Annotated in this window: 16 protein-coding genes and 1 pseudogene; 16 read left to right on the top strand and 1 reads right to left on the bottom strand. The window is 35.4% G+C overall.

Annotated elements, in window-relative coordinates:
- Positions 1–131: 131 nt before the first annotated feature.
- The 11 genes from CHSO_RS12835 (at position 132) to CHSO_RS12880 (ending at position 13,915) form a co-directional block, all read left to right on the top strand.
- The gene (locus tag CHSO_RS12835; RefSeq protein WP_045496470.1) at positions 132–1,757 is read left to right on the top strand and encodes a T9SS type A sorting domain-containing protein; all 1,626 of its coding nucleotides are present in this window, start codon (positions 132–134) and stop codon (positions 1,755–1,757) included.
- 12 nt (positions 1,758–1,769) lie between these two features.
- Positions 1,770–5,015, top strand: a complete 3,246-nt coding sequence (locus CHSO_RS12840) for a hypothetical protein (protein WP_144428916.1) — start codon at positions 1,770–1,772, stop codon at positions 5,013–5,015.
- A 135-nt stretch (positions 5,016–5,150) separates the two neighbouring features.
- Positions 5,151–5,261: a DUF6443 domain-containing protein gene (locus tag CHSO_RS26285; RefSeq protein WP_232509208.1), complete on the top strand. Its 111-nt coding sequence runs from the start codon at positions 5,151–5,153 to the stop codon at positions 5,259–5,261.
- 9 nt (positions 5,262–5,270) lie between these two features.
- Positions 5,271–5,402 (top strand): hypothetical protein, encoded by a 132-nt coding sequence (locus tag CHSO_RS25615; RefSeq protein WP_262483778.1) that lies wholly within the window; start codon positions 5,271–5,273, stop codon positions 5,400–5,402.
- 13 nt (positions 5,403–5,415) lie between these two features.
- A complete protein-coding gene (locus CHSO_RS12850; RefSeq protein ID WP_144428918.1) occupies positions 5,416–8,463 on the top strand; it encodes a hypothetical protein in 3,048 nt (1,015 codons plus the stop codon).
- Positions 8,444–8,659 carry a hypothetical protein gene (locus tag CHSO_RS12855; protein ID WP_045496481.1) on the top strand — a complete coding sequence of 72 codons (216 nt, stop codon included), beginning with the start codon at positions 8,444–8,446 and terminating at the stop codon, positions 8,657–8,659. Before CHSO_RS12850 ends, CHSO_RS12855 begins: the two co-directional genes overlap by 20 nt.
- 4 nt (positions 8,660–8,663) lie before the next feature.
- Entirely contained in the window at positions 8,664–12,197 is a 3,534-nt protein-coding gene (locus tag CHSO_RS12860; RefSeq protein ID WP_052480590.1) for a DUF6443 domain-containing protein, read from the top strand.
- On the top strand, positions 12,178–12,582 hold the full coding sequence (locus CHSO_RS12865; protein WP_045496484.1) for a hypothetical protein: 405 nt from the start codon (positions 12,178–12,180) through the stop codon (positions 12,580–12,582). The genes CHSO_RS12860 and CHSO_RS12865 overlap by 20 nt, the downstream gene beginning before the upstream one ends.
- 119 nt (positions 12,583–12,701) lie before the next feature.
- A complete protein-coding gene (locus CHSO_RS12870; RefSeq protein WP_045496486.1) occupies positions 12,702–12,881 on the top strand; it encodes an RHS repeat-associated core domain-containing protein in 180 nt (59 codons plus the stop codon).
- Between the two features lie 51 nt (positions 12,882–12,932).
- Positions 12,933–13,610 (top strand): polymorphic toxin type 24 domain-containing protein, encoded by a 678-nt coding sequence (locus CHSO_RS25055; protein WP_052480591.1) that lies wholly within the window; start codon positions 12,933–12,935, stop codon positions 13,608–13,610.
- 11 nt (positions 13,611–13,621) lie between these two features.
- Complete coding sequence (locus tag CHSO_RS12880; RefSeq protein ID WP_045496488.1) at positions 13,622–13,915, top strand: immunity 53 family protein; 294 nt, start codon at positions 13,622–13,624, stop codon at positions 13,913–13,915.
- Positions 13,916–13,985: 70 nt separating this feature from the next.
- Here CHSO_RS12880 and CHSO_RS12885 read toward each other — a convergent pair whose 3' ends face one another.
- A complete protein-coding gene (locus tag CHSO_RS12885) occupies positions 13,986–14,303 on the bottom strand; it encodes a helix-turn-helix domain-containing protein (RefSeq protein WP_232509059.1) in 318 nt (105 codons plus the stop codon).
- A gap of 107 nt (positions 14,304–14,410) precedes the next feature.
- Between CHSO_RS12885 and CHSO_RS12890 the strand changes: the two genes are divergently transcribed.
- The 5 genes and pseudogenes from CHSO_RS12890 (at position 14,411) to CHSO_RS12910 (ending at position 18,364) form a co-directional block, all read left to right on the top strand.
- Positions 14,411–14,827: a hypothetical protein gene (locus CHSO_RS12890; protein WP_144428919.1), complete on the top strand. Its 417-nt coding sequence runs from the start codon at positions 14,411–14,413 to the stop codon at positions 14,825–14,827.
- Positions 14,817–16,349, top strand: coding sequence for an RHS repeat-associated core domain-containing protein (locus CHSO_RS12895; protein WP_045496504.1), 1,533 nt, complete (start codon positions 14,817–14,819; stop codon positions 16,347–16,349). The genes CHSO_RS12890 and CHSO_RS12895 overlap by 11 nt, the downstream gene beginning before the upstream one ends.
- A 58-nt stretch (positions 16,350–16,407) precedes the next feature.
- A complete protein-coding gene (locus CHSO_RS12900) occupies positions 16,408–16,905 on the top strand; it encodes a hypothetical protein (protein WP_144428920.1) in 498 nt (165 codons plus the stop codon).
- Between the two features lie 164 nt (positions 16,906–17,069).
- Positions 17,070–17,963 (top strand): annotated as a pseudogene (locus tag CHSO_RS12905) (RHS repeat-associated core domain-containing protein); the annotation flags it as partial.
- A 5-nt stretch (positions 17,964–17,968) separates the two neighbouring features.
- Entirely contained in the window at positions 17,969–18,364 is a 396-nt protein-coding gene (locus tag CHSO_RS12910) for a hypothetical protein (protein ID WP_144428921.1), read from the top strand.
- Positions 18,365–18,418 lie beyond the last annotated feature (54 nt).

Genomic DNA, 18,418 nt, shown 5'->3' on the forward strand with positions numbered 1-18,418 from the left:
AGTACAATGAAATGTCCTTATACCTGGAAATAATTTATATTAAATCACATTTACAAGACTTGCGTGAACTAAAAAAAGTTAAATTTGTAAAAATTTGAAAAGCTAATTACTCAACTTAAAATAACACGGGAATGAAAAAGATTTATCTCAGTGCATGTACTGTATGCACCATTCTTGGGCTATCTGCCCAGGAAGTTCTCTGGCAGAAAGACATCAAATCCTCTACTCAGGATTTTCTAAGCCAGGTAACCACTACCATCGATCAGCAGTATCTCATTACAGGAAGCTCTATTCAGTCAGGAAGCGGGAAGATGGTGGCAGGAAGCAGACAAAATAACGGCTACGATTTCCATCTGGTAAAATTGAATCAGCAGGGAGAAGAAGCCTGGGAAAAGTATTTCTCAGGAAATAACCATGATTACTTATCCGCAACGGTAACCACTCAGGATGGTGGATTTTTATTGGCCGGAACCTCTTACTCAGGAAAAGGACTGGATAAGAAAGACGATTCTAAAGGAGGATCAGATATCTGGCTGATCAGGATCAATGAATTTGGGGATGAATTATGGCAGAAAACGTTGGGGACCTCCTCTGATGAAGAAGCCAGAGCAGTCATTCAAAGTACAGACTTGGGCTTTTTTGTCGCCGGAAATGTACAAGGTTCTTCCCAAGGCTATGGATCTAAAGATGTCTGGATCACCAGACTGGATAAAGACGGAAAGGAAATTTCTCAATTGATCTTAGGGGGAAAAGGGTTGGATGAAGTAGAGAAAATGATTCCAACAAAAGACGGTGGAGCCTTATTGGGAATTTACTCAAGGAGTTCCGAGGTCCGTGTTTCGGGATCCGGAGATAGCCCTCGTGGAACTGCATCATCTTCTGAACCTCGCACCTCGAATCCCGCATCCCGCACCGCAAAATCTACAGAAAACTTTGGCGAAGGTGACTACTGGATCATCAAACTGGATAAAACCGGAAAAGTAGAATGGGAGAAGAACTTTGGCGGGAAAGGAGATGACCATGTAAGAACACTGGCCTTAACTTCCAACGGTTATATCATCGGTGGCGAATCCAGATCCGAAAGATCAGGAAACAAAACGGTTGGCATTGAAGAAGGTACAGATTTATGGTTAGTTGCTTTAAACGAAAGAGGCGATGAGCAGTGGCAAAAGTCCTATAATTTCAAAAACCGTGATATTCTGATGGGAATGAGCGTTATTCATTCTTCAGATGACAAATCTTCAAAAGGAATCTTATTAGGTGGTTACACTCAGGCCGAAGGAAGAATAGAGAAAGATGATGAGACTTTCTGGATGCTGTATCTGGATGGCAACGGAAATGAACAGTGGCGAAAACATGTAGTAGGAGAATCCAGGCAAAAAGAAGAAAGGCTCTCAGATTTAAAACTAAACCGCGATGGTTCAATTATCCTTGCCGGAACCAGTGCAAAAGAGCTTGGAAAAGAGAACTGGAAGATTGTAAAATTAGGCGATAAACAAGTCAATGATCTGATTGAAAAATACGACATCAAGATCTACCCAAATCCAGTATCGGATTATGCTTATGTGGAAATCGGCTTTGATTTCAAAGAAGCTGATATTATGCTGTATGATATGAGTGGAAGACAGCTTCAGAACTTCAAAACCAAGAACAGAGTGACTAAGATGAATACCCAGGCTTTGGTACAAGGCGCTTATCTGGTAACCATAAAAACAGACAATAACAAAACAGCGAATGCAAAGCTGATTAAGAAATAAAAAACATTAATCATGAAGAAAACTATAAGTTCAATACTCCTTTTATATTTTAGTTTTTATTATTCTCAAGTGGTTGGAGATAATGGACAAAGCCATGTTACCAATATGATACCCTTACCTACTACAGCAAATGCATACAGTTTAAATAAGGTAGAAAAGCTTCCTATGGATTACTTTCGAGGAAAAGCCAATATCAATATTCCAATTTATACAATAAGCGTTAACGGAATTAATATTCCTATTGCTCTTTCCTATAATACAGGTGGAATAAGACTGGGGGAAGTGGCAAGTACTGTAGGGTTGGGATGGGGACTCTTTATTCCCAACAGTATTTCAAAAGCGATTATGGGAAAAGATGATGATAATTACCCTGTTCGTTTTAAAAGTTTTGCAGAATCTCAAAACTATTTGAACAGTTACATTGATTATGGTACAGGAGATGCCAGAGAAGAAACGATTGAGCAGCTATACGAAGGGAATACCTATGATACTATGCCCGATATTTTCAATTATAATCTGCCTACTGTAAGTGGAGGATTCATTCTGAATAATAATGTGGGGTATACCATACCTCAGGATAATACCAAAATACAGAAGACCGGAACGAATACCTTTACCCTTACGGATGATAAAGGAAATACTTTTTGGATATCAGGAAAGAACTCTGTTAATGGAGGTATTCCTGGAGAAATGAATTATGTGAATTCTTACGCCATAGACAGCCTGAAAACAGCAGAAGGAAAAACAGTAGAGTTTGTTTATGCAAAAAATCAGTCATATATGGAAAACTCCATCAGGGAAAATGCTTATATCCCTTTGTTAATAATGGCAGATTCATCAACATCTATGCTATCCAAATATGATATTATAAGAGGAAAAACGGACTATTCTGAAAAACTTATTTCTAAAATTATATTTCCTGAAGGTGAAGTTATTTTTGAATACTCGGATAATCCTCTTTATCCTATAGAAAACAATGCCTATAGAAAAGATATTGGGACAACTATTGGCACTACAACCCTTAAAAATGGAATTGCATTAAGAAATATAAAGGTTTATAATAAAGCATCTGTTTTAATTAAAGATTATACTTTTAATTATTCTTATTTTAATCCTCAAACCCCTTCTGATATTCCTCAAGATTATCGGTTGAAACTTGATAATGTATATGATAATGTACAGAATACTTATCATCGCTTCTCTTACAATGAGACTTCCTACTTTCCGAGAAGATCAACTAATAATGATGATTACTGGGGATATATAAACAATATCATAAATACTGATGATGATCATAATTTTCCCAAAGAAACTTTTAATGATGCAGTGCCTAAATATATAGGAGGGAGAGATCGCAAAGTAAATACTAATTTTTCTCAATTGGGAATGTTGACAAGGATAACCTATCCTACAGGTGGTTATAAAAATTTGTATTATGAAAATAATACGGCTTTAACAACTCAGTACGATTTTCAGATACAAAGAGACCATTATGAAGAGTTAGATAATGTTTATAAGCCAGGAGTATATGGAGATAATTCTTCTGAGAAACTATTTTCAATTCCATCTTCAGTATTTAGCAACATGTCGAACCCTAAATTCGAATTTTCTTTTACTAACTGGTGTGACAACAATAATGATAATGTTGGTACAATACATCCCACAAGCTGTATTGGTGCAGTTAAGATTGGAGATAGAACCTTTACCTCTAATGGAAAACAATTTGTAAAAACAGTAGATGCTTCAACATCACCTATAAAACTTAGTCTATATAGAGTGGATGAGTGCGGTTGTGGTCTTTCCGTGGATATTCTTTCTGAGATAAGGACTGAAGCTACACAAATAACCAATATTGGAGGGCTCAGAATAAAAAAAATTGAGGACTTTGACGGAAATGGAATACAAAATGTTTTCCAATACAAATATGAAAATGCTGTGATTAATCAGCCGTTTGTATTTATGAAGAAAATCTACAGAGAGATTCCTTCTTCAAATCCAAGTTTTGCGCCTAGTTATGATCCGTTTATGAAAATAAGTAATTCTTCTTCCGCCAGCAGTTCTTATTTCAGTTCAGATATTGTTTCTTATTCCAAAGTGACCGAATATAATGATAATGGGGAAACGGTTTATAATTTTTCGCAGAGTAACAGTAATGTATCCCTTACAGAAACAAAGTTTTATAATTATGATCATTGGAAAGGAGGGCTGTTACTTTCAAAGTCTTATAAAAAAAATAATGATACTTTGCGGGAAGAGACCAACGAATATATTTTTAATCCTTTAAAAAATCCATTGTCAGGTTATCTTCCTCATACGAATGATGAGATAGCTTTTGCCTTTGTTTTGAATGTGCTCAAAACAAAAGTACAGCGAGGTCCTGTTGGTAATTTTATTGATGCTTTTGGTATTGATGAAAATTATATTAAAATAGAATCTGCAAAAGTAGAGCATGTAGCAACCACAACAAAAGAATTTTTTGGAAATAAATCTGTTGTAACCAAAGTGTTAAATAATTATTGGGATACTGATATTAATAAACCTTTTAATGTAAGAAGTACTGAAAATATTTTACCCTCCGGTGAAAGTGTAAAAACAGAGTATCAGTATGCGCATCAAACCGGGAATCAGCTTTTAATCGACAAAAATATGATTGCGACGCCATTAGAGACAGAAACAAAACAGACTGTCAATGGAACAACCAATATATTGTCAAAATCCAAAACAGTTTTTCCTACAGCACTTCCAACTCCTCAAACAGGAGATTTGGTACTTCCTATGTCAGTATTATCTTACGATCTCCAGAATCCTGCCACAGTGGCTAATGAAGTAAAATATGATAAGTATGACCCTAAGGGAAATATTCAGCAGTATACTACAAAAGATGGAGTTTCAACAGTAATTATCTGGGGCTATAATGGGACCCAGCCAATTGCCAAGATTGAAAATGCAAAACTGGAAGGCATTGGACAATCATTCATAGACAGTATTGTAAATGCCTCTAATACAGATGCCGCAGCAGAAAGTAATAATGATGAAACCAATTTGTTAAATGCTTTTAAAACTTTTAGAGACAATCTATCCGGCTATCAGATCACTACCTACAGTTATGACCCTTTAATTGGAGTAAGAAGTATTACCCCACCATCAGGCATCCGGGAAGTTTACCTTTATGATACAGCCGGCAGGCTTAAAGAAGTCAGAGAGCATAACAATACTGGAAAACTATTAAAAGAATTTAACTACCATTACAAAAACTAAGACGATGAAAAAAATACTCATTCCCGTAGGCATATTGCTGATAAGTCATTCAGCCTATGCCCAGCTCACTCAGGGAGAAAACTATATTCAATCCAAAACTTATCTGGATTATAATGGAACGACACCTTCCAAAAAATCTCAGAAACCGTTCAGTATTTTGACGGCCTTGGAAGACCAAAACAAGTTGTTAATGTAAAAAACTCTCCACTAGGAAAAAATTGGATTATCCATATTGAATATGATTAGTTTCGGGGACTGCTTCAGAACTTTAAAACCAAGAACAGAGTGACTAAGATGAATAGCCAGGTTTTGGTACAGGGAGCGTATCTGGTGACCATAAAAACGGATAATAACAAAACAGCGAATGCAAAGCTGATTAAGAAATAACAAAACAACAATCATGAAAAAAGTAATACTTATGGCATCTGCATTGTCAGGTATAATGGTATTGGGACAGGCTTCTATAGGAGGTGGAGCCACCAATGATATTCAAAAGATATTTCCAGCCACTCCTGAAACGTACAGTATGTTTAAAGCTGGGGATTTTCCAGTAGATTACAGGACTGGAAAACTGAATGTTTCCGTTCCTTTATATGAAATCAAAACAAGATATGGGGTGACTATTCCCATTGGTTTAACTTATAATACAGGAGGAATTAAAGTGGATGAGATGTCAGGAATAGCCGGATTAGGCTGGTCCTTGGCCATCCCCAATACGATTTCTGTAGAAATGCATGGAAAGAATGACCTGGACAGTAATGTATGGTTTCCCAAGGCTCCTTATTATTATACAACCCAAGAGGTAGCTTTGTTTCCTCAAGAAGATATTGACAAATTATCGCATGTGATGAACGGAAATCTGGACACAGAACCTGATATTTACCATTATAACTTACCTACTATTTCAGGCTCTTTCATCAGAGATTCTAATGGGAATTTCAGAACGATTCCCTATGAAGATGTTAAAATATCTTATGCTAATGACGAATTTACGGTAATAGATCCTAAAGGGATTGTTTATACATTAGGATGGGGGAATATGAACAAAAGTGTTTCTTATAACGTTATCTCTTCAGAAGTATACTTTTCATCCTTTGTGCTAAAAAAGATTAAGTTTCCTAATAATGAAGAAGTTTCTTTTACCTATGGAAAAAGCATGTCTTATAGTCATATGACGCATTCTTTTTCGGATATTTATGTGGATCCTTCCAATACTATTGCCTGCCCCGGTACGGCTAAAAAGATAAATAATAAAACAAAAAACACCTATACCGAGGCTTTACTTACTGAGGTTAGTCATGACGGGGAGAAAGTGAATTTGAATTATACCAACACTATTCAGGGAATCCAGGGAAGAAAGGATTTGGATGGAACTGTAAATACTTTTGCTTTAAGTGGACTTACAGCAACTTATCAGGGTAAAGAAGTGAAAAAAATGACCTTGGAGCATGATTATTTTGTTTCTTCAGGGACTGAAGACTCTTATAAAAAGTATAGGCTGAAGCTCAATAAAATAAAAAATATGCTGGATAATACAGAGCATTCTTTTGAGTACAATGAAGCATATTTGCCTTATTTATCAAGTACCTCGCAGGATCTTTGGGGATATTGTAATGGTTATTATGGTATTCCTATTGATGGAAATAATAGTCAGAAACTTATTCCTAACCTGAAGTATGTTAATAAAGATTATACAGAAGGTGGAAACAGGGATGTGAATGATAATGCTTCACAGGCTTATATTCTGAAGAAAATCGTATATCCTACCAAGGGATCTTCCTCATTTACCTATGAGAATAACACAATATGGGAAACTCTATTGATTTCCAGAGAAGAATCATTTGCGTTAGGAAAAGCAAGTGGAAGAGTAGAAACATATGGAGATGGTGTTGATGCGGAGTCCCCTGAATTTTATATGAATGATGCCAGCAATCCATCTTATCATGTTGCCTGGACAAATGGCTGTGATAATGCTTCCGGACAGATTGGTACAACTGACGCTCATGGCTGGTTTGAAGAATATAACCCTGTTACCGGTTGGCAGACTGTAAAATTATTTGCAAAAACGATCGCTCCATTTATTGTAACTCCCAGTATGCACAATAAGGATTACAAAAAGCGTGTAAGGGTCAATGTAATAAGTGGAAACAGTCCTTGTGCGGCTAGTATTAATGCTTATGTTACAAAAACTGTTACTTCCGAGCCAAAAAGTAATGTCCTTGTAGGAGGGCTCAGAATCAAAGCCATTGATGATTTTGATGGGCAAACTAACTATACCAAAAGGACATTTGATTATAGCAAACCGGATGATCCGGATCATCAGACTTCAGGAAGGCTTGCCTCCCCGCTGGAGTTTTTAAAACGTCATTATAGTGTAGGCCACCCATCCGGTGTATATGTGGATGATATATGTGAAAACTATGTACTAACTGCAGATCAGGCAGCAAGTTCTGGATTATCAGGAAAGGATGTTGTTGCGTATTCTTATGTAACGGAAAATACTTTAGGAAAAGGGAAAAAGGTATATCAGTTTCCATCTCACGACTTCCATCTGAATATTACCCAAGTGAATGCAGGCTGGAACCCTTATTTGTTTTTGGATAAAAATCTGCAAAGCGAAAAGTCTTATTCAGTAACCGGAGAACTTCTTCAGGAAAAAAAATATGAATATGAACTTAATCAGATGAAAAATGCGTTGTCTACAGATCAGCCACAGGGAGTGGGTAATGCTCTTGCCCTATCCACATCATTTTCTTTTTATGAGTTGAATAATAATACGATGCAAAGACAGGTTAAGGTACGTGTTAATAATTCTTATAATATACAATCCGGTAAATGGCTATTGACTAAATCAACAGATAAAAATTACCTGAATGGGATATTGACTTCGGAGACGGTCAATTCCTACTCTTTGAGTGATATTAATAAACCTATCAATCTGATGAAAAGTGAAACCCGTTTCTTTGATGGTTCGGCTTCAGAAATATCATATCAGTATGCTCATGAGAAAAATAATCAAAAGTTGATCAATGCTAATATAATAGCAACTCCGCTGGAAAGCTCCTCAATCCAAAAAAGAAATGTAAGTGACCCTTCTGGAACAACGATTTCAAAAACAGAAACCAAGTATGATGATCCTGCTAACCTGCTTCCAACTTCAGTATTATCCTTTGATCTCCAGAATTCTCAGGCAGCGACCACGGAAGTTACTTACGATAAGTATGATGCTAAAGGAAATCTACAGCAGTATACTACTAAAGAAGGTATTCCAACAGTTATTATTTGGGGATATGAGAGTATACTTCCTATAGCCAAAATAGTGGGTGCCAAACTCTCAGATATTAATCAGTCATTCATAGATAGTATTGTTATCGCATCTCAAACAGATGGATCGCAAGGTACAATTGCTTCCGAAGAGCGGATGCTGAATGCGTTGGATAGGGTTTAGAAACAATTCAGTCTTATCAGGCTATCAGACCACCACGTACAGTTATGACCCTTTAATTGGAGTAAGAAGTATTACTCCACCATCCGGAATCAGGGAAGTTTACCTTTATGATACAGCCGGCAGACTTAAAGAAGTCAGAGAACATAACAATACTGGAAAACTGTTAAAAGAGTTCAATTACCATTACAAAAACTAAGACGATGAAAAAGATTATCATTCCCGTAGGCATATTGCTGATAAGTCATTCAGCCCATGCACAGCTTACTCAGGGAGAAAACTATATTCAATCCAAAACTTATCTGGATTATAATGGAACTACACCTTCCAAAACCTCAGAAACCGTTCAGTATTTTGACGGCCTTGGAAGACCAAAACAAGTTGTTAATGTAAAATCCTCTCCACTTGGTAGGGATGTGGCTACCCATATTGAATATGACCCGTTTGGAAGACAGGTTAAAGATTATCTACCTGTTCCTCAGGGAGGAACTTTAAATGGAGCCCTAATTCCCAACCCATTATCCAATGCAGCAAATACCCCTTATGGTTCAGAAAAGATCTATTCAGAGAAAGTATTAGAAAACTCTCCGTTGAACAGACTTCAACAGCAGATTCAGGTAGGTAATGACTGGACTAATAAACCCGTAAAATTTGATTATGAAGCCAATGTTGATGGTGAAGTAAAAAAATATGTTGCCACTTTTGATTATTCAACCTTTAAATCCGAGATTAATGTATCAGGCAATTATGGAGGTGGTCAGTTATATAAAAATACCGTTACAGATGAAGATGGAAACAAAACCATTGAATTTAAAAATGGGAAAGGCCAGGTTTTACTGGTAAGAAAAGAAATAAATGCAACAGAAAAAGCTGATACTTATTATGTTTATAATAATTACGATCAGCTGGCTTTTGTAATTCCACCTTTAGCCTCTGTCTTGTCGGCAATAGATACCACTACATTAGATACCCTTTGTTATCAGTATAAATATGATGGGAAAAATCGCCTGGTAGAAAAGAAACTCCCGGGCAAAGGCTGGGAATTAATGGTATATGATAAATCAGACAGATTGGTTCTTTCTCAGGATGTTAATCTGAGAGCAAAAGGCCAATGGTTGTTTACCAAATACGATCAGTTTTCAAGACCCATTTATACAGGGATATTAGACAGTCCATCAGAACGTATTCAACAAGTGGGTGCCGTAGAAGGCCATGGAGCAAATAATGAAACAAGAAATACTTCGAGTTGGAATAATAGTGGGATGGATATTTTTTATTCCACAGATAAAGCTTATCCTACTACCAATTTTAAAGTACTAAGTGTCAATTATTATGATACCTATCCGGGGTATAGCTTTAACCCATCATTTCCATCATCTATTCAGGGTGAAGAAACTTTAAAAGAAACAGTATCTGCTGAAGGAAAAAGCACAAAAGGGCTTCCAGTGATGAGTTTGATAAAGAACATTGAAGATGATAACTGGACAAAGAATTATACCTATTACGATACCAAAGGAAGAGTGATAGGAACCCATTCCATCAATCACCTGGGCGGCTATACCAAAACAGAATCCAAGCTGGATTTTGCAGGAGTAGCTCAAACGGTTATCACCAAACATAAAAGGTTAGAAACAGATACTGAAAGGGTTATTACAGAAACCTTTGAATATGACCATCAGAACAGACTGCTCGTACATAAACACCAGGTAGATACCAACCCTGTGGAAATCCTTACTCAGAATACCTATAATGAACTTTCCCTGCTGGAAACTAAAAAAGTAGGCGGGATTGCAGTAGGATCTCCTCTTCAGCAAATGGATTATAAATACAATATCCGGGGCTGGCTGACCAAGATTAATGATCCTGCTAACCTGAATGGGAAATTATTTGGGTATGAAATAAAGTACAATAATCCATTAAACCCAACCAAATCACCAGGCCGATTTAATGGTAATATTGCAGAAGTAGACTGGAGAAATTCTTCGGAAGACGTTCTGAAAAGATATAATTATGAATATGATCCTCTGAACCGCTTAAGAAATGGCTTCTACTCGGAGCCTAATGCCACTAATCCTTCTAATGGTAATTTTGATGAATATCTTACCTATGATCTGAATGGGAATATCAATACTTTGAAAAGAAAAGCTATTCCTGTATCAGGAGGCACTTCTACTTTGGTAGATGATCTTGAATATAAATACACCGGAAACCGCTTAAATCAGGTGATAGAATCTGCCATGAATGATACAGGGTATGAAGGGGGAAATAATATCATTGATTATGATGCCAATGGGAATATGACCAATATGAATGATAAAGGAATCCAGAGTATCAGTTATAATTATCAGAATCTCCCTAGTATTTTCTCAATTTATCATGCTAATCCCATCATTAGCCAGCCGTTCAGTGCTAGTTTGGAATATTTATATCGTGCGGATGGAACCAAACTCAGAAAAACTTATTTAAGGACACCTCCAAGAGGAAGAGTCAGTACCAATATGACAGATTATCTGGATGGCTTTCAGTATTCATATTGGGATAGTGGAATATGCCCATCATGTCGTACAGAATTTGCTTTTGAAGAACAGGCTTATGGAAATCTTGGAAAAATATTTCCTGATTTGGGAGAAACTCCAACCTGGAAACTGGATTTTGTAGCTACAACAGAAGGCTTTTACAGTTTCATAGAAAACCGTTATATTTACCAATATAAAGATCACTTAGGAAATGCTAGGGTGAGCTTTGCCAAAGACAGCGCAGGCGCTCTTGAAGTTACAGATACAAACAATTATTACCCATTTGGATTAAACCATATCTTAGGAATGTTTGGGACTTCCAATTTTGGAGGATTATATAGCTACAAGTACAATGGCAAGGAATTGCAGGAGACTGGAATGTATGATTATGGAGCGAGGATGTATATGCCGGATTTAGGAAGATGGGGTGTGGTAGATCCGCTGGCGGAGAAAATGACAAGGCATAGTCCGTATAATTATGTATTCAATAATCCTGTAATGCATATTGATCCAGATGGCAAGGAACCAGATGTTCCTGGAGGACCTAAGCCTAGAGTTTTAGCTGTATTCTATCATGGAGGGCCTACTGGTGACGGTAAAATAAGAAGTAATACCAAAGATGCCGGAGGAGCTGGTACTAGATATAATGCTACGGCTTCTTATGCTAGATCATTGGGTATGGATTTTAAAGGAGCTATGATATCACCTGCATTAACACAAGGTGCAGGGGTTGAAACAGGAAAAGAATTTTTAGAAAAAAATTACCAAAAGGGAGATGTAGTTCTAGTATATGGTTATAGCTATGGTGGAGATAATGCCGTAAGTTTGGCTGAGGAAGTATCTAATGTTCCAATTGATACTATGATAATTGTTGATAGCTCGGATGGACCATTGAGAGGCTCAACTGTAAATACTTCTATTTCAGATAATGTGAATTCAGCATATGTTTTTTATCAAGAAAATAACTCTGGCGCATCAAGTTCATCAAGGGCTTCGGGCTCTTCTTCTGGTTCATCTAGCAATAGTAGTAATAGGAGTGATAGTGGGAGTAGTAATTCTCCAGGTTCAAGAGGATACAGACATACTTCTGAAGGAAAAGCAAAAGTTACAAATATAAAACTTAGTGGGACAAATTTAACACATGGGAATATCCAAACAAAAGCAGGTACTCATATTCAAACAGCAATAAATAAAAGATTAAATGAAGCAAACAATAGGTAAATTATTAATAATAGCCCTTGTTATAGTAAGTTTAGCAAGTGTATATTTTTTCATTTATTACTATAGTAGTCAAGATGTAAATGATGTAAAGGTTGAAGGCTACGTTTTAGATTCTAGTAATTCTCGACCTTTGAGAGATGTTAAAGTGACAGTCGTAAATGATAGATATGAAAGTAATAATGGACATAAAAATTATGATGAATATTTAGGCCAAGATAAAATACAATTAAGGACTGATGATAAGGGATATTATTCTACTATTTTGAAAAAGAGTGCTTATGTATATATATATATAGAAAAAGATGGTTATAAACCTATTGAAGAAAAAGGACAACATGCACAAAAATTAATTGTTTTTAAAACTAATATGGATAGAGTAAAGTAGGTTTGATGTTGAGAGTATTGGCATATAATAATTGTCTAATGTTCTCTGCTCACCTCGGTAATAAACAAATCTTTTCATATGACAGTATTTAAAAAAATAGTTATATCTACTAATTTGGAATGAATCATTTGAAATCTGGTAATGCATTTTTTGGACAGAGTACTTATAAGAACTACAAGTACAACGGAAAGGAGCTGCAGGAGACGGGAATGTATGATTACGGGGCGAGGATGTATATGCCGGATATTGGTAGATGGGGCGTTGTCGACCCATTAGCTGAGAAATATAGAAGGCATTAGCCGTATAACTATGTAGTTAATAATCCTTTAAGATTTATTGATCCGGACGGAATGCAAGTTTGGCCACCTGAAGGTGGAACCGACGGACAAACTTGGAGCGATAGTGATGGTAATTTTGTTAATCAAAATGGAACTTGGTATAAAGATGATGGTGCTTTGATGGGCTTTCTGTCAGGTTCCCGATATCAATCTGTAAATACAAAAAATACTGGTGGAACTCCAGGCTATGATGGAAAGACGATGCTTCCTGATTCCTCGTATGATTATACATATGATTTGATGCCGGGAAAACAAGCGGATGATGTAAATTACTGGAAGAACGGAGAAAGTGGAGTGATGGTTTCTAGAGTTTTAGAAACTACAGGCAGAGATGCTACCGCAGTAGAAAACAGGACTAATACTATTGAAGCTGTTACGATAGTAGTTACAACTCCTAGAGGAGGAGGAAGAGGAGCTAATAAATTGCAACCTAATAGTGATGCTGTCGGTCCTCATACTACATTTCAACGTGGGACAAATGGAAAGGTACATAAATATGAAACCTATGAGAAAACTAGTTCAGGACACTTTAACCCTAGTAAAAGGTATGATGGAGGTAAACCTGATGGGACTCCTGGTGCTCCACATATAAATAAAAAAACAGGGGAATCTATACCCACACCGCATGTACAAGGAAAAAATACTCCTGGAGGAGCTAGAGCGGCAGAACCACATGAAATCCCAAGATAAAAAAAGAAAATATGGAAATAATTAAATGGTTAGAAAATTGGTATAAACTTAACTGTGATGGAGATTGGGAACATTCTTATGGTGTTAAAATAGAAACCATAGATAATCCCGGATGGAGTGTTAAGATAGATTTAATAGAAACCTCGCTTGAAAATCTTTATGTTGAATATTCATTAATAGAAAGTTCGGAAACGGAATGGTATGGATATTCTATAAAAAATGGTACGTTTAATGCAGTTGGAGATTCTACAAAACTTTTATTTTTAATTGAACTTTTTAAAAAGATAACAGAAGAAAATAGTTAAACTCTCGTTCCCGCACGATTTTATCGTGTGGCAGATAAATAAAATCCTCGCATTTTGCGAGGGTTTTGTGTTATAATGCAGCTACATTTTTATTAAAGAAGTCTTTAAATTTTTTGATGGTAAGCATTTTATCTCCCATTTTAAAAATCATAGATCTATCGTCTTCATCAAGCTGATTAATCAAATGCAGCTTCTCAAAGTCCGGTTTATCCTCTATGGTTATTTCTTCAGGAATAATATTTTCATAGTTCAGGATCTGATCTGTAGTCAGATTAAAAAGCTTTGAAAGCTTCAGGAGTTCCTCTACAGATAACTCTCTATGACCATTTTCCAGCTTATTATAATTGCTGTTGCCAATGCCGAGATGTGCAGAAACTCCGTTGCGCAAAATCTCCCGACTTTGAGCTGATAAAATTCAGAAAAATATTACGTTTATTGATGCAGATGTTAATATAGAACTACGAAACCCTCAAGCTGCCACACGAATCCTTTCGTGTGGCAGTTTTGATATTGACCAATATAAGAACCCCACTTCAGCAGATGGATTATAAATACAACATCCGGGGCTGGCTGACCAAGATCAATGATCCTGCTAGCCTGAATGGGAAATTATTTGGGTATGAAATAAAGTACAACAATCCATTAAACCCTACCAAATCACCAGGCCGATTTAATGGTAATATTGCAGAAGTAGACTGGAGAAATTCTTCGGAAGACGTTCTGAAAAGATATAATTATGAATATGATCCTCTGAACCGCTTAAGAAATGGCTTCTACTCGGAGCCTAATGCCACTAATCCTTCTAATGGTAATTTTGATGAATATCTTACCTATGATCTGAATGGGAATATCAATACTTTGAAAAGAAAAGCTAATTCCTGTATCAGGCGGCACTTCTACTTTGGTAGATGATCTTGAATATAAATACACCGGAAACCGCTTAAATCAGGTGATAGAATCTGCCATGAATGATACAGGGTATGAAGGGGGAAATAATATCATTGATTATGATGCCAATGGGAATATGACCAATATGAATGATAAAAACATCAATTCTATTGGTTATAATTATCTTAATTTATCCCATCAGTTTTCCATCAGTCAGAAGCTTTTGGGATGGACTTATAATACCAATATAAGTCACTTATATCGTGCAGACGGAACCAAACTTAGAACAACTAAGTACAATGCAAGGGAGGGTGATATAGGCAAAACAACGATGATTGATTATCTTGATGGTTTTCAGTACCGCTATTATGACAATGGGTTAATCGGAGGTCCTGTGTTATTAGATAAAACCAGTTTTGCTTATGAAGAACAGGCTTATAAGAGTACACAGGATGCTTTAATACCTGGATCTATATCCTGGAAACTGGATTTTGTACCCACAGCAGAAGGTTTTTATAGTTTCACAGAAAACCGTTATATTTACCAGTATAAAGATCACTTAGGGAATACAAGGGTGAGTTTTGCTAAAAACAGCGCAGGAGTTCTTGAGGTTACAGATACAAACAACTATTACCCTTTTGGATTGAATCATATCGGAGGAATTAAAGGACAGTTAGGTAGTTATAAGAATTACAAGTACAACGGAAAGGAGCTTCAAGAGACCGGTATGTATGATTATGGAGCGAGAGTGTATATGCCTGACTTGGGAAGATGGGGTGTTGTAGATCCGCTGGCGGAGAAGATGACAAGACATAGTCCTTATAATTATGCATTCAATAATCCTTTGAGATTTATTGATCCGGATGGAAGAGAAGCCAAAGATATTTTTAAATGGGATAATTTAGGGAAATTGACAAAAGTTGCAGATTCAAATACAGATGTGATATATGCGGAAAATCAATTTGAGAAAGATGGTAAGACTTTAAAAACTGATGCAAAAGGTGTTGAAGTTGGAGAAAAGGGTTATGTGGAAGCAAATAGGCAAGAAATTTCTTTATCTGAAAAATTTACAGATCGTCAAGGAAAAAGTTCCAATACTCTAACAACATTAAGTTTCTATAATAATCAAGAAAAAGCAACAGAAGTTGCAGAATATATGTATAGTAATGGAACTAATGAATTTTCGAACTCTACATATACTTCTAGTAAAGGAGGATTTTCGGTTGTATCAACTTTAGGATTACCTTCAAAAACATTTGTTGACCCGAAACAATACATGAAGAATTTTAATATTAATGGTGATTCATTTTATTCTAGTAAATTAACTAGCCATGATCATAATCATCCAAGTAATTATCTTCCAAGTGGATATATGTTTAATATGAGGGATAATAAATATATTCCAAGGAGATCAGATGTAGAAGGTGCTAGAGGAAAGATGGATTATCATAATACTATAGATCCAGATTTTAAAGATGTTAAATTTAGAACCTATTTAAAAGGTAAATACATGAACTATAATTCTACAACAGCCTATTATGATTAGAAAAAAAATTCTTTTAATTTGTTTTTGTTTATTATGTATGATTGTTTATTCTCAGAGCATGACAAAAAGAAAGGAAATTCTAAATCCTTTTATAAATGCTTTTTATGAATATATTTTAAAAAAAGATGTTAATCTTAAAAATAATTTTTTAACAATAATATGTATTGGAGACGAATTAAAAAATAAAAATATAGATTTGGATCTTAGTACAGGAGACATGGATTCAAATCTAAAGAAAAACGATTCTTTTAAGAGAAAAATTATTAAGTATGGAAATGTTAAAATTTTACTTGTAGGCAAAAATAATTGTGATATTAATTTTTTAATAAAAACAATTAAAAAAACAACAAAAGTTTACGTAAATAAAAATCCAAATATAAATAATGTGAGTTTTTTTGATGAAGAATATGTTTGGAGCTTACTATTTAATAATAAGAATGAGTTAGTAGATTTTTATCTTCCTGAAGAAAAAGATAATGCGTATAAAATATTTAATGATATAAAAGATAAAATTAAAATTGGAAGAGATTTTAAGGATATAGGATACAATAATTAGTAATTTATTCAAAGCTACCACACGAAGGGATTCGTGTGGTAGCTTTATTCACAATTATTAATATTTATTAGTATAAAGATCACTTAGGAAATACAAGGGTAAGTTTTGCTAAAAACAGCGCAGGAGTTCTTGAGGTTACAGATACCAATAATTATTACCCTTTTGGATTGAATCATATAGGAGGACAAAAAGGTTTAATAGGTGGGTATAGGAGCTACAAGTATAATGGTAAAGAATTGCAGGAGACTGGGATGTATGATTATGGGACAAGATTCTATATGGCAGATATTGGGAGATGGGGAGTTGTTGATCCACTAGCAGAGAAGTCAACACGCTGGTCGCCATATGTTTACGCCTTTGATAATCCAGTGCGTTACATTGACCCTGATGGAAGGCAGAATAAGGATGTAATTATTACAGGAAATAAATCTCAAGAAGCACTTCAGCAATTACAAGCTTCTGTAAAAGGACAACTTGAATTATCAATGGATAGCAATGGAAAAGTAACAGCAGTTCAAATGTCTGATGGAAAATTGTCAAAAGGTGCAAGTGATTTATTACTTGCTACAGTTGATAGAGGTGTTACCGTAAATGTTTCTGCAACTGATAACGATTTTGTTTCAACCGGAGCAGCGCCATTATTAGGTTCTTTTATGGGAAATGAATTTACAGGTGGAAGTTCTGATTTTCCTACGGTTTCTACTCATCAAGAATTGAATGCAGATGCATTAACAAATTTAGATAATCTTAATAATGTTTCTGGAAGATCTACACTTCATGAAACTACAGAATCTTATATCGGTGGGAAATTATCTCAATCTTCAGGAAATGCAGTAGGTCCTGCAACTCCCGCAGATTCTTCAAATCCTAAAAGTATATATAGAATGTCTCACGATAGAGTTGTTAAACAAGGGGGAGATATTAACGAAAATTTCTACAATGCACAAGGACAACAATTGCAAAGACAACCTGATGGTACTGTTTCAGGATCTCCCACCAAACTAATATATACAACTGTAGGAAACCACCCTTTTCATACTGTTCCTAAACAAAAATAAGAGCAATGAAATATATAATTTTAATACTATCGGTCATTCTGTTTTTGTCTTGTAAATCTTTGAATAACCAAAAACAAATAGAATATAAGATTTATAAAATAGAAAAACTCAACTCCTATTATCTTATATATTGCGAGAAAGACGGAGAGAAATATAAAATTGTTTCAAAAGAAGCAAATGATAAAAAGGTTAAAACATGTAAAAAAATAAAGATTGGAGAATCTTATAATTTAAAACTTGTAAACTATCCTGATTATTCTAAAAATGAAAATCCATTAACAGGTTTTAGTCCGCTTGTTAACTGTTTTACATTTGATAGTAACACTAATATATGTAAAGAACCAGGAGTAAATGGCTTATATACTGCAAAAAACCTTACAGGTTTATATTATATAAAATAATGAAAATATTTAATAAACCAAAGCTCCCGCCAACGGCGGGAGCTTTGGTTTATA

Origin of the sequence: Chryseobacterium sp. StRB126 (assembly GCF_000829375.1) — a bacterium.
Lineage (GTDB): Bacteria > Bacteroidota > Bacteroidia > Flavobacteriales > Weeksellaceae > Chryseobacterium.